The 13011-nt window shown below is 62.4% G+C and carries 8 protein-coding genes; 7 read left to right on the forward strand and 1 reads right to left on the reverse strand.

The features are described from left to right. Window positions 1–99: 99 nt before the first annotated feature. Entirely contained in the window at window positions 100–4995 is a 4896-nt protein-coding gene (locus BSF44_RS18845) for an NAD-glutamate dehydrogenase (protein ID WP_095944797.1), read from the reverse strand. 514 nt (window positions 4996–5509) lie between these two features. Here BSF44_RS18845 and BSF44_RS18850 point away from each other — a divergent pair. The 7 genes from BSF44_RS18850 (at window position 5510) to BSF44_RS18880 (ending at window position 12988) form a co-directional block, all read left to right on the forward strand. Continuing rightward, complete coding sequence (locus BSF44_RS18850; RefSeq protein ID WP_095944798.1) at window positions 5510–5863, forward strand: hypothetical protein; 354 nt, start codon at window positions 5510–5512, stop codon at window positions 5861–5863. Between the two features lie 270 nt (window positions 5864–6133). Further along, window positions 6134–7093: a MoxR family ATPase gene (locus BSF44_RS18855; protein ID WP_008049510.1), complete on the forward strand. Its 960-nt coding sequence runs from the start codon at window positions 6134–6136 to the stop codon at window positions 7091–7093. Window positions 7094–7098: 5 nt separating this feature from the next. After that, a complete protein-coding gene (locus BSF44_RS18860; protein WP_095944799.1) occupies window positions 7099–8043 on the forward strand; it encodes a DUF58 domain-containing protein in 945 nt (314 codons plus the stop codon). Continuing rightward, the gene (locus tag BSF44_RS18865; protein ID WP_095944800.1) at window positions 8040–8534 is read left to right on the forward strand and encodes a DUF4381 domain-containing protein; all 495 of its coding nucleotides are present in this window, start codon (window positions 8040–8042) and stop codon (window positions 8532–8534) included. Before BSF44_RS18860 ends, BSF44_RS18865 begins: the two co-directional genes overlap by 4 nt. Further along, a complete protein-coding gene (locus tag BSF44_RS18870; protein WP_095944801.1) occupies window positions 8527–9609 on the forward strand; it encodes a VWA domain-containing protein in 1083 nt (360 codons plus the stop codon). The genes BSF44_RS18865 and BSF44_RS18870 overlap by 8 nt, the downstream gene beginning before the upstream one ends. Continuing rightward, entirely contained in the window at window positions 9606–11342 is a 1737-nt protein-coding gene (locus BSF44_RS18875) for a tetratricopeptide repeat protein (RefSeq protein WP_095944802.1), read from the forward strand. Before BSF44_RS18870 ends, BSF44_RS18875 begins: the two co-directional genes overlap by 4 nt. Beyond that, on the forward strand, window positions 11339–12988 hold the full coding sequence (locus BSF44_RS18880) for a BatD family protein (protein ID WP_095944803.1): 1650 nt from the start codon (window positions 11339–11341) through the stop codon (window positions 12986–12988). The genes BSF44_RS18875 and BSF44_RS18880 overlap by 4 nt, the downstream gene beginning before the upstream one ends. Window positions 12989–13011: the final 23 nt, after the last annotated feature.

Consider the following 13011-nt stretch of genomic DNA (forward strand, 5'->3'; position numbering starts at 1 on the left):
GGAGCGAGCCTGCTCGCGATGGGGCCCGGTCAGCCACCACAAAACCCAGGTCAAAAAAAACCCGCATCTCTCGATGCGGGTTTTTTCATCCAGCGCCTATCAGGCCGCCGGTTCCAGCTCGGCGGCGACTGCGGCAGGCACTACCGCTTGACCGCTCAACGCCAGGTCCAGCAGTTCGCGGTTGGCCACCGCGTACATGGCGTAGTCGGTGCCGCTGGCGGCACGGATTTCCACCAGCATGACGCGCCAGCGTTCGATCATGCTTTCGTGCTGCGCCATCCACAGGGAGAGCCGTGTTTCCACGTCCTGGGTGCCGTCGCCCTGTTGCAGGACCGAGATGGTGATCGCGCGTTGCTGCCAGTCGACGTCATCGCGGAACGCTTCACGGGCCAGGGCCTGCCAGTTGTTTTCAACCGGCAGAGCGCTGATCTGTTGGATGTACCAGGTGATGTCCAGCGCGCTGCCCACGGCGAAGTAAGCCTTGGCCACCTCAGCCGGGTCCTGGCCAGTCACGTCGGAAGCCTCGATGATCGGCAGCAGGGTATACAGGTGCGAGGTACCAGCCACCATACGCGCCAGAAGCTCCGGAACACCGGCTTCGACGTAAGCCTGATAACGGCTCTGCCAGGTTTCACGGATCTCGCCACTGAGCAACTCGTCAAGCTTCAGACCCAACTCCTTCAGGTGCGGACCGAAGTGGGCGACATCGCGGGCAGCATTCTGCTCATTGCGACGGGCACGCAGGAACCAGCGCGTCGCGCGACGCCCCAGACGCATCAGCTCGTCCATCAGCTCCAGTTGCACGTCGGCGGAGACCTGGTAGTCCAGGTTCTCGATCTGACGGAACCAGTGCGGGAGATGGAAAATGTCACGCACGATCACATAAGCGCCGGCCACGTTCGCCGGGCTCATGCCGGTCGACTCTTTGAGTCGTTGAACGAAGGTGATGCCCATGTGGTTGACCAGATCGTTGGCGATCTGGGTGCTGACGATTTCGCGCTTCAGGCGGTGACGACGCATCGCCGCGGAGAACTTGCTCACCAGGGTTGGCGGGAAAGCGGTTTCCATGTCGCGGGTCAGGTAGTCGTCGTCCGGCACCAGGGAGCCCAGCAACTGCTCCTTGAGGTCGATCTTGCTGTAGGAGATCAGCACCGACAGCTCGGCACGGGTCAGGCCATGGCCTTCGGCAATGCGCTCGTTGATGGCTTCTTCAGCCGGCAGGAACTCGATGGCGCGATCCAGCTTGCCGCGGCCTTCCAGATCGTTCATCAGGCGCTTGTATTCGGCAATCCGCGGCAATGCACGGCGGGCTGCCAGAGACAGGGCCTGAGTCTGCTTGTAGTTGTTGCCCAGCACCAGACCACCGACTTCGTCGGTCATGCTCGCCAGCAACTCATTACGTTGCTTGTCGGTCATGTCGCCGGCCTGAACCACTTCGTTCAGCAGGATCTTGATGTTCACTTCGTGGTCGGAGCAATCCACGCCACCGGCGTTGTCGATGAAGTCGGTGTTGGAACCGCCGCCATTGAGGCCGAACTCGACGCGACCCAGTTGGGTCATGCCCAGGTTACCGCCCTCGCCCACGACTTTGCAGCGCAGTTCGTTGCCGTTCACGCGCAGCGCATCGTTGGCCTTGTCGCCGACATCGGCGTGGCTTTCAGTGCTGGCCTTGACGTAAGTACCGATACCGCCGTTCCACAGCAGATCCACTGGAGCCTTGAGCAAGGCATTGAGCAGTTCGGTCGGTGTCAGCTTGTCGGCCTTGATGTCGAAGCGTTCCTGCATTTGCGGGGAAATCGCAATGCTCTTCGCGCTACGGGAGAAAATGCCGCCACCTTCGGACATCAGGCTGGTGTCGTAGTCCGACCAGGCCGAACGTGGCAGGTCGAACAGGCGCTGACGCTCGGCGAAGCTGCTGGCGGGTTCAGGGTTCGGGTCGATGAAGATGTGCAGGTGGTTGAACGCTGCGACCAGTTGCAGCTTGTCGGACATCAGCAAGCCGTTACCGAACACGTCGCCGGCCATGTCGCCGACGCCCACCACGGTGATGCTGTCTTCCTGGACATTGATGCCGCGCTCGCGGAAGTGGCGCTGTACGCCAACCCACGCGCCCTTGGCGGTGATGCCCATTTTCTTGTGGTCGTAACCGGCCGAACCACCGGACGCAAACGCGTCACCCAGCCAGAAGCCGTAGTCGATGGCGATGCCGTTGGCGATGTCGGAGAAGGTCGCAGTGCCCTTGTCCGCGGCCACCACCAGGTACGGGTCATCGTGGTCATGACGCACGACGTTGGCCGGCGGCACCAGGGCGCCGTCTTTCAGGTTGTCGGTGATGTCCAACAAGCCCGAAATGAAGATGCGGTAGCAGGCGATGCCCTCGGCCGCGATCTCGTCACGGCTGCCGCCCAGTGGCAGGCGACGCGGCAGGAAGCCGCCCTTCGCACCCACCGGCACGATCACCGAGTTCTTCACTTGCTGGGCTTTTACCAGGCCCAGGACTTCGGTACGGAAGTCTTCTTCACGGTCGGACCAACGCAGGCCTCCGCGAGCCACGTTGCCGAAGCGCAGGTGTACGCCTTCGACGCGCGGCGAGTAAACGAAGATTTCGAACTTCGGAACCGGCTTCGGCAGTTCAGGAATCAAGTGCGGGTTGAACTTGAAGCTGAAATACGACTTGTTATGGCCGTTGGCGTCGGTCTGGTAGAAGTTGGTGCGCAGGGTGGCCTTGATCAGGTCCAGGTAGCGACGCAGGATGCGGTCTTCGTTCAGTACCTGGACGTCGTCCAGGGCGCTGAGGATCGCGTGTTCCAGGCGTTGCTGCTTGTCATCCAGATCGTCGCCGGTCAGCTTGCGCGCCAGGTAGAAACGGGTCTTGAACAACCGGGTCAGCTCGCGAGCGATGTCGGTGTGGTTGTTCAGGGTGCTGGCGATGTAGCCCAGGTCGAAGCCCAGACGAATCTGCTTCATGTAGCGGGCGTAGGCACGCAGCAGCGCAACGTCGCGCCATGGCAGGCCGGCGGTCAGCACCAGACGGTTGAACGCGTCGTTCTCGGCTTCGCCACGCACGATGTGGACAAAGGCGTCCTGCAGCGTGTCGTTGAGTTGCTGGATGTCGAGTTCCAGGCCTTCGGCGGCAGTGAACGCGAAGTCGTGAATCCAGAACTCGCGGCCACTGTTGTGGCGCAGGCGGTACGGGAACTCACCCAGCACGCGCAGGCCGAGGTTTTCCAGGATCGGCAGCACGTCGGACAGCGCCAGCGGGGTATCGGCGTGGTACAGCTTGCAGTGCAGCATGCGCTGGCCGGACACCTGGCCCAGCGGCTGGTAGAAGCTCATCACCAGCGGATTTTTTTCGTTCAGGCTCAGCAGATGCTGCATATCGACCACAGCCGAATGCGCTGCGAAACGCTCGCGGTAACCGGCCGGGAAGCCTTTCGGGAAGTCGGCCAGCACGTTGGTGCCATGGGCTTCACCGAAGCTTTCAACAGTCAGGGCGGCGTAGTCGTCCTGCCAGCTGCGGCAGGCCTGCACCACTTCTTTTTCCAGCAGCAGCGGGTCGATGTCGAGGCGGTTTTTCGGGTCGACGCGCAGGATCAGTTGCACGCGGGCCAGCACGGACTCGGAGAAGAAGGTCCAGAACTCGCAATCGGTCGCTTTCAGGCGATCCATCAGCACTTGCTGGATCTTCTGGCGCACTTCGGTGGAATAGATGTCGCGCGGCACGTAGGCCAGGCAGTAGCAGAAACGACCGTACGGATCTTTGCGCAGGAACACGCGAATCTTGTTGCGTTCCTGGATCTGCACGATCGACATCACGGTGCTGAACAGCTCGTCCACCGGGGTCTGGAACAGATCGTCGCGCGGCAGCACTTCGAGCACCTGTGCCAGTTCCTTGCCCAGGTGAGCCTTGGCCTGGAAGCCGGAGCGGCGTTCGATTTCCTCGACCTTGCGGCGGATGTACGGGATGACCCGCACGCTCTCGCCATACACCGACGAGGTGTACAGGCCCATGAAACGGCATTCCTTGATGACCTTGCCGTCGGCGTCGATTTCGCGGATCGACACGAAATCCGGGTAAGCCGGACGGTGGACACGGCTTGGGTGCGAAGCCTTGGCGAACGACAGCAGGGTCGGTTCGCGCAGGTAGTTCACGGCGTAGTCTTCGATACGCAGGTCATCGTAGGTCAGACCGGTACGCAGCAGCTTGGTCAGGCCAAGGAAGGAGTCCTTGTCATAAACAATGTGGCCGCCATCGGCTTCATCGCTGACCACAAACTCTTCGTAGCCGAGGAAGGTGAAGTGGTTACCCACCAGCCATCCCAGGAAGCTCTTTATTTCGCTCTTCTCATCGCCATCGACGGCGAACCGGCTGTTGTCCAGCATGGTCAGGATGTCCTGGACCTTGGCCTTCATCGGCTCGAAATCACCGACGGCCACGCGGACTTCACCGAGCACCTGCTCCAGCTCTTTGCTCAGCACATTGAGTTCGGCGGTGTTGGCGCAGCGGTCAATTTCCAGGTACATCAGCGACTCTTGCTGAATGTCGTCGCCCTGGGTGCCTTTAGGCAGGATTTCCAGCAACTCGCCCTTGCTGCCACGACGCACGCTCAGCACGGTGGTTTGCAGGGTATGGATGCTGTAGCCGCGGCGGTTCAGCTCGGTACGCACCGAGTCCACCAGGAAAGGCAGGTCGTGGTGCAGCACTTCGACCGCGGTGTGGGTCGACTGCCAGCCGTGGCGTTCGTAATCGGGGTTGTAGACGCGCACTTGCGGCTGCGCGTGATCGAAGCGCTCAAGCAGGCGCCATGCAGAAAGGGTGCAACCAGCAAGGTCGGACAACCGACGCTGGGTCAGCTCGTCAAGGGAAATGATGCCGAAGAATTGTTCAGCGAACAGCGCCACTTGTGGCAGTGCCTGTTCACTGATGTGCTGCGCCAGTGCCGCTTGCAGTTGGTGCTGGAAGTCGGCTTTGCTGGCTGCGGTGAAGAACGCCATCTGTGGTACTCCGCTTGGGCTTGTTATTGATGGAAGCGTCGCGCGAAACCCCTTTCGGGGCTACGTTTCAAAGCTAGCCGTCACCCGGTTCCTGATTCTCGGGCAGAGGAAACAGGGTGACAGGTGGGTGAAGCTGGACGAGACACTCAGGTCACATTCACCTTCCGTGAATGGGCATCTGCAAAAACGACTGGACTGCGTGCAGCGCAATGTCTTTACGGGTGCTCATCCGTTGCGCAGCTTAACCAGTGCGGCAAGGCCCGTGCTTGCGGTGCTGCGACATATTCGGTCATCGGAACGCAGCTCAAGGCATGCGCATCGAACAACACTAGCATTTGCACAGGAAAATGACGGTTTTCCGTCCGGTTTTACGGGACATTCGTACCAGAAATGACCAGTAACACTCTGTCCGCCCACGACCCGGTCATCGACACTCAACCAAGCAGAAATGTGCGCGGGCTGGCAGAATCGCCCTTTGCTGCGTTTACCACGCCCGTCGAGCCAGGAATTTCCCATGAAAATGAAAACCGCCCTCTTGATCGTCAACCCTTGCGACGACGAAGAAGACAACATGGCCATGCTGTGCTGCCACAGCGAACAGGGCGAAATGTTCCTGATGAGCCGCTACCCCGATGAAGACGAGCTGGAAATCACCCTCGACGGCGAGCCTTCGACCCTTGATGGCGTGAAAGTCACCCTCAGCCCTTCCCTGCTGAAGATCGAAATTGCTGCGGCGGATGCCGATGCGCTGAATGGGGATGATGTGCTGGAAATCACCTTCGACCCGGACATGGTGGATCTGACTGAAGTGGAAGAGACCTTGCAGAACATCCTCAAGGGCACCGGGACTTATATCAGTCAGCTCTGACAGCGTCCGGACGAGCCTCTTCGCGAGCAGGCTCGCTCCTACAATTGATTGTCGTACACCGTCAATGTAGGAGTGAGCCTGCTCGCGATGGGGCCGGCACAGCCACCCAGCCACTCCCCTGCTACAAAAATCCAGCAATTGCCCCAACCATTTCCCGCACTTTGCGCAAAATGCCGTTAGTCGCCGCCCCCCGCGATGGATTAAAGTAACGCCCCCAGCCCTGGCGTATTTCCAACGTCCTCGGCCACCCTTTTGCAGGAACAGTCATCGATGGAACATCGTGAAGCGCTGCTGGCGCTGCGAACCTTTCTTTCAACGCAGATTCTCGGCCAGGAAAAGCTCATCGAGCGCTTGCTCATCGCCCTGCTCGCCGACGGCCATATGCTGGTCGAGGGGGCTCCCGGCCTGGCCAAGACCAAGGCCATCAAAGAACTTGCCGAAGGCATCGAAGCTCAGTTCCACCGCATCCAGTTCACCCCCGACCTGTTGCCGGCCGACATTACCGGCACGGAAATCTACCGCCCGGAAACCGGCAGCTTCGTGTTCCAGCAAGGCCCGATCTTCCACAACCTCGTGTTGGCGGATGAAATCAACCGTGCCCCGGCCAAGGTCCAGTCAGCCTTGCTCGAAGCCATGGGCGAGCGGCAAGTCAGTGTCGGGCGCAGCACCTATGAGCTGTCGCCGCTGTTCCTGGTGATGGCCACGCAGAACCCGATCGAGCAGGAAGGCACCTACCCGCTGCCGGAAGCCCAGCTCGACCGCTTCCTGATGCACGTGAAGATCGGTTTCCCGGACGCGACGGTTGAACGCAAGATCCTGCAACAGGCCCGTGGCGAAGCGCTCAACGGCGAAGCGAAGCCTGAGCGTCGGGTGACTCAACAGACGATTTTTGTCGCGCGCAAGGAAATCCTCGGTCTGTACATGGCCGACGCCGTGGAGGAATACCTGGTGCAGCTGGTCATGGCCACTCGCACCCCGGCCAAGTTCGATCCGGAGATGGCCGAGTGGATCGCCTACGGCGCCAGCCCCCGCGGTTCGATTGCCCTGGACCGCTGCGCCCGCGCCCACGCCTGGCTGGCCGGACGCGATTTCGTCAGCCCCGAGGATATCCAGGCCGTGCTGTTCGACGTGCTGCGCCATCGCATCATACTTTCCTTTGAAGCCGAAGCCGCTGGCATCGATCAGGACCGTGTGGTCCAGCGGATTCTCGACGTCGTAGCCGTCGCTTGACCCCGATGAACGCCAGCCTGCCGCCCGAGCCGGGCATCCGCGTCAGCCTCGCCGACCTGATCGAGATGCGCCATCGCGTGCGCGAAGTGCAGCTGTTTTCCACGCCGAGCCAACGCAGCCCGCTGATCGGCCTGCACCATTCCAAATTGCGCGGGCGTGGCGTCGACTTCGATCAGGTGCGGGTCTATCAGGCCGGCGACGATGTGCGCACCATTGACTGGCGCGTGACTGCGCGTACCCAGGAGCCACACACCAAGCTGTTCCACGAAGAACGTGAGCGGCCGATTTTCATCATGGTCGAACAAAGCCGCCGGCTGTTTTTCGGTTCGGGCCTGATGTTCAAGTCGGTGCTCGCCGCCCAGGCCGCGAGCCTGATCGGTTGGGCGGCCCTGGGGCACAACGACCGGGTCGGCGGCCTGGTGTATGGCGACAATGTGCATTACGAAATCAAGCCTCGGCGCAGCAAGCAAAGCCTGCTGCAGTTGCTCAACCGGCTGGTGCGGGTCAACCAGTCGCTGACCACCGAAGGCGAACCGGACCGCGACGCCTTCGGTATCGCCCTGCGCCGCGCCCGGGAAGTGTCACGCCCGGGCAGTCTGGTGATCGTGATTTGCGATGAACGCGCCCTGTCGGACAGTGCCGAGCAACAGCTGAGCCTGTTATCGCGCCATTGCGACCTGTTGCTGCTGCCGCTGTCCGATCCGCTGGATCATGCCCTGCCCGCCGCCGGCCTTTTACGTTTCGCCGAGCGCGGTGCGCAACTGGAGCTCGACACGCTGAATTTCGACCTGCGCCAGACCTACCGGGCCCAGGCCGAAGCACGCATCGCTCGCTGGGAGCTGCTCGCGCAAAAACTGCGGGTGCTGATGATGCCCCTGAGCACCCAGAGCGAGATGGTCGAGCAATTGCGCGAATACCTGAACCCACAGAATGCGGGGAAAGGTCGATGAGCAGCCTTGACCAACTGCAACCACTGATATCCCCGCCACCGGTGGAGTTCTGGCCTCCGGCACCGGGTTGGTGGCTGCTGCTTCTGTTGGTGCCACTGATCGGTTTTGGCCTGTGGAAGCTGCGGCACTTCATTCCACGCAAACGCCCGGTGGTACGCGCCGAACAGCCGCTGGACCCGGTGCGCCTGGCCGCCCTGGCCGAGCTGGCCTTGATGCCCAAACCCTACGACGGTGCGCCGGCCGGTGCCTGGCTGCAGCAACTCAACGGTTTACTCAAGCGCCTGTGCCGCAACCACTACCCCTACAGCCAGAGCCACACCCTCAACGGCCGCAAGTGGCTGGCATTCCTCGACAATCGGTGTCCGGCAGCCGGGCTGACCCGCTGGATGGTGCTGGTCGAAGGCGCCTACAAACCCGAATGCAAACTCGACGACAAGGCCATCGCCGGCCTGACCCAGGCCGTCGACACATGGATTCGCAAGCATGTTTGAGTTCGCCTGGCCGTGGATCTTCGCCCTGTTGCCGCTGCCGTGGCTGATGCGCATCGTATTGCCGGTGGCCGACAGTGGCGAACCGGCGCTCAAGGTCAGCTTCCTCAGCGATCTGGAAGGCCTCGCCGGGCGTCGCGCCCGGGCCAACCTGCCGGCATGGCGCCAGCAGGCACCCTTCATACTGCTGTGGCTGTTGCTGTTGCTCGCGGCGGCGCGCCCACAGTGGCTCGGCGAACCCTTGCCGATTGCCGCCAGCGGCCGTGACTTGCTGGTGGCGGTGGACGTTTCCGGTTCCATGGACTTCCCTGACATGCAGTGGCAGGACGAAGAAGTGAGTCGACTGGCGCTGGTCCAGCACTTGCTCGGCGATTTCCTCGAAAGCCGCGAAGGTGACCGGGTCGGCCTGATCCTGTTCGGTAGCCAGGCCTACCTGCAAGCCCCGTTGACTTTCGACCGCCATACCGTACGCGTCTGGCTCGACGAAGCACGCATCGGTATTGCCGGCAAAAACACCGCCATCGGCGATGCCATCGGCCTGGCCCTCAAGCGCCTGCGCTCGCGCCCGGCAACCAGCCGCGTGCTGATCCTGGTCACCGACGGCGCCAACAATGGCGGTGAAATCGATCCGCTCACCGCTGCACGGCTGGCGGCCAGGGAAGGCGTGAAAATCTACCCGATCGGCATCGGTGCCGATCCGGAGCAAAGCGGCTCCGTGGGCTTGCTCGGTGTCAATCCGAGCCTGGACCTTGACGAGCCGTCCCTCAAAGCCATCGCCGAAGCCACCGGCGGCCAGTATTTCCGCGCCCACGATGGCAACGAACTGCAATCGATCAAGGACACCCTTGACCAACTCGAGCCCGTGGCCCAGCAACCGACCCAGGCCCGCCCGGCCCAAGCCTTGTATCACTGGCCACTGGCCCTGGCGCTGTGGTTGAGCATGCTGCTGCTGGCCCCCGTACTCTGGCCGGACAACCCGTTGCAACGCTTGCTTACCAAGGATCTGTTTTTGCAGACGCAATTGCTGCCCGACTGGCGCCAGCGGCTCAAACGCCTGCGCCTGCGGAGGCGCCGATGAGTGCGCTGTGGCCTTACTGGTTCCGCCCCTGGTGGCTGTTGTTGCTGCCGGTGCTTGGCTGGCTGCTCTGGCAACTCTGGCATCGCAAGAAGCGCGCCGGGCGCTGGCAGATGATCCTGCCACCGGCCTTTCACGCAGCACTGCTCAGCGGTGGCAGTGGTCGCGACAGTAAATTACCCTGGATCGCCCTCGGTCTGGCGTGGCTGTTGACCGTGCTCGCCTTGTTGGGTCCGAGCTGGCAGCGTGTCGAGCAGACCAGTCAAAAGCCCGCCGACCCGCTGGTGGTGATTCTCGAGCTGACCCCGGAAATGCTCGCCACCGACGTCACGCCCAACCGACTCGAACAGGCACGACGCAAGCTGCTTGATCTGCTGCAGATTCGCAGCGACGCGCAAACCGCCATCGTCGTCTACGCCGGCAGTGCCCACACGCTTGTACCGCTGTCAGATGATCTTTCCACCAGCCGCAATCTGCTGGATGCGCTGAAACCGTCGTTGATGCCGGAGGCCGGTCATCGCGCCGATCTGGCGGTGCTCAAGGCCCTCTCGCTGCTCGATCAGGCTGCTTTGGGCGACGGCCGGATCCTGCTGATCGGTTCGTCCCTGACCGACCAGGAGCGGCTGGGCATCCGTCGCGCGCTGATCGGCAAATCGACTCAATTGCTGATGCTCGGCATCGGCACCGCCGAAGGCTCGCCGATCACCCAAGAGGACGGCAGCTTCCTCAAGGACGAACAAGGCGCAATCCTCGTGCCGCGCCTCGACGAGCCCGGCTTGAAAAATTTTGCCAGTGACCTGGATGGGCGCTATCGCCAGGCACGCCTGGACGATAGCGACCTGCACGCCCTTGGCCTGCTCGACGGTCCACGCCACTTGCGCAACGACGGTCAGACCTTGCGCCTGGACACCTGGGCCGATCAGGGTTACTGGCTGCTGCTGCCACTGTTGCTGCTCGCGGCCTGCGCGGGACGTCGCGGTTGGCTGCTGTGCCTGCCACTGCTATTGGCGCTGCCTCAACCGAGCTACGCCTTCGACCTCGCGGACCTTTGGCTGCGCCCTGATCAACAAGGCCTGCATTTACTCAAGCAAAAGCGCCCCGCCCAGGCCTCGCGACGTTTCGAAAACCATCAGTGGCAAGGCGTGGCGCTCTATGAGGCCGGCGACTACACGGGCGCCGCCGAGCGGTTTGCCGAAGGCGACGATGCCCACGCCCACTACAATCGAGGCAATGCCCTGGCCAAAAGCGGTGAACTGGAGGCTGCCCTGGACGCTTACGAGCAGGCACTGGAGCGTCAACCGGATCTGCGTCCGGCACTGACCAACAAGGCGCTGGTCGAACGTCTGCTCAAGGAGAAAAACACGCCACCCCCTCCTGAGCCAGACGCCAGCAACGCCCGGACCGAAGCCGAATCCCGGGAGCCGCCGCCCGGTGCCGCCGCCCAGCCCTCGAGCAGCGGCGAACCGAAAACCGAGGGGCAACCGCCCCGCCCGGGTGAGGAGCAACCCGCCACCAGACCGCCGAAACCGGGGACCAACGAGGTACCGGGCAGCGAACTGGGTGACGAACAACACACCACACCGCCCTTGCGCCCGGCCACCGACAGCATCGAAGGTGAACAGCGCCAGGCACTGGAGCAGTGGCTGCGACAGATCCCGGATGACCCCGGTGAACTGCTCAGGCGCAAATTCTGGTACGAACAGCAACAACATCAGGATCAGGAAGAAACTCGATGACCCGCTTCACCGTTTTATTGCTCGCGCTGCTGCATGGCCTGTTGTTCTGCACGGTTCAGGCACAGGCAGCAGAACTGGTCGCCAGTGTTGATCGCAGTCGCCTGAGCTCGGGCGAGACGGTCGAGCTGACCCTGGAATCAAGTGATGTCACCCAGTTCGGCAAACCTGACCTGGCAGCGCTTGAGCCTTTGTTCGAAGTACGCGGCACACGCCAGGTCAACCAGCTGAACACCCTGAGCGGTGAAAACCAGGCCACTACTCGCTGGATCGTCACCCTTTTGCCCCGGCAAAACGGCAGCGTGGTGATTCCGTCACTGCAACTGGGTGAACTGCAGAGCCAGCCGATCACCCTGCAAGTGGTCGAGAGCGAAACACCGGACATCCCGGACAAGCGTGCCGCGGTGTTCATTGATGCCAGCCTCGATCAAACCAGCGTGTACGTACAGGCCCAGGCGGTTCTGACCCTGCGCATCTACCATTCGGTATCGCTGTACGACGACAGCAGCCTGCCACCCTTGCAGATACCTGACGCGCGCATCGAACAATTGGGCGAATCGCGCACCTACGAAAAAGACATCGACGGCCAGCGCCACGGCGTGATCGAAATGCGCTACGCGATCTACCCGCAACACAGTGGCGAACTGATCATTCCGGCACAGGTCTTCAACGCCGCGCTGGTCGACCCGCAACCGGTACAGGACGCCGCCCAGGGACCGAAAGCCGGCAAGCTGATGCGCGTCACTTCGGCCGAACTGTTGTTGACGGTCAAGGCCAAGCCCATCACCTATCCGGCCGATGCCCCCTGGCTGCCAGCGCGCAGCCTGACCCTGAGCGAAAGCTGGAACCCGGAGCCGGATCACACTCAGGTCGGTGATTCACTGACCCGCAGCCTGACGGTAAAAGCCGAAGGCTTGTCCAGCACCCAACTGCCACCGCTGCCCGGCACCGATGTCGGTGGTCTGCGTCGTTACCCGGATCAACCGGTGCTCGGCAACCAGAACAGCGAACGCGGCCTGGTCGGCAGCCGCGAAGACCGCGAGGCCCTGGTGCCGACACGGACCGGCGCCATCGAATTGCCCACCGTCGACGTGGTCTGGTGGAACACCTTTGAAGACCATCTGGAACACAGCAGCCTGCCGGCTCGCACACTGCACGTGACGGCCAACCCGAGCCTGATGGTCGACACCCCCGCCGGTGCCTCACCGGTCGATGCCGGCACCGACAGCGAAGCAATCTGGCGCTGGAAACTCAGCACCCTGATCCTGGCCTGCACCACCCTGCTCGGCTTCGGTCTCTGGTGGCGTGGCCGCTGGCAACCGGCGGTGGCGCGAGTCGCTCAAACCGGCCCGAGCCCGCGCACCGTACTCGACGACCTCAAGCGCGCGTGCCAGGCCAACGATTCCCACGCCACCCGCCAGGCCCTCGACGCCTGGGCCCGCCAACAACCGGAAACCCTGGCCGACATGGCCGCCCGCTTCGTGCCACTGTCCAACGCCCTCGACGGCCTGAACGGCGCGCTGTACAGCGAAACCGGCCAGTACTGGCAAGGTGACGAGTTGTGGCGGGCGATCAAGGCGATCCCGATGGCCGAACGGGTGCAGGACCCGGTCGGTGACAGTGGGTTGCCGCCGCTTTATCCCAAATAATCTAAAAGCAGCGTCAGTAACTG

This window comes from Pseudomonas sp. ACN8, assembly GCF_002303925.1.
GTDB lineage: Bacteria > Pseudomonadota > Gammaproteobacteria > Pseudomonadales > Pseudomonadaceae > Aquipseudomonas.

Bases quoted from the DNA above. Each gene is read 5' to 3' on its own strand.
- BSF44_RS18875 (WP_095944802.1), top strand. From the start codon at position 9,606: ATGAGTGCGCTGTGGCCTTACTGGTTCCGCCCCTGGTGGCTGTTGTTG.
- BSF44_RS18850 (WP_095944798.1), top strand. From the start codon at position 5,510: ATGAAAATGAAAACCGCCCTCTTGATCGTCAACCCTTGCGACGACGAA.
- BSF44_RS18870 (WP_095944801.1), top strand. From the start codon at position 8,527: ATGTTTGAGTTCGCCTGGCCGTGGATCTTCGCCCTGTTGCCGCTGCCG.
- BSF44_RS18865 (WP_095944800.1), top strand. From the start codon at position 8,040: ATGAGCAGCCTTGACCAACTGCAACCACTGATATCCCCGCCACCGGTG.
- BSF44_RS18880 (WP_095944803.1), top strand. From the start codon at position 11,339: ATGACCCGCTTCACCGTTTTATTGCTCGCGCTGCTGCATGGCCTGTTG.
- BSF44_RS18860 (WP_095944799.1), top strand. From the start codon at position 7,099: ATGAACGCCAGCCTGCCGCCCGAGCCGGGCATCCGCGTCAGCCTCGCC.
- BSF44_RS18855 (WP_008049510.1), top strand. From the start codon at position 6,134: ATGGAACATCGTGAAGCGCTGCTGGCGCTGCGAACCTTTCTTTCAACG.
- BSF44_RS18845 (WP_095944797.1), bottom strand. From the start codon at position 4,995: ATGGCGTTCTTCACCGCAGCCAGCAAAGCCGACTTCCAGCACCAACTG.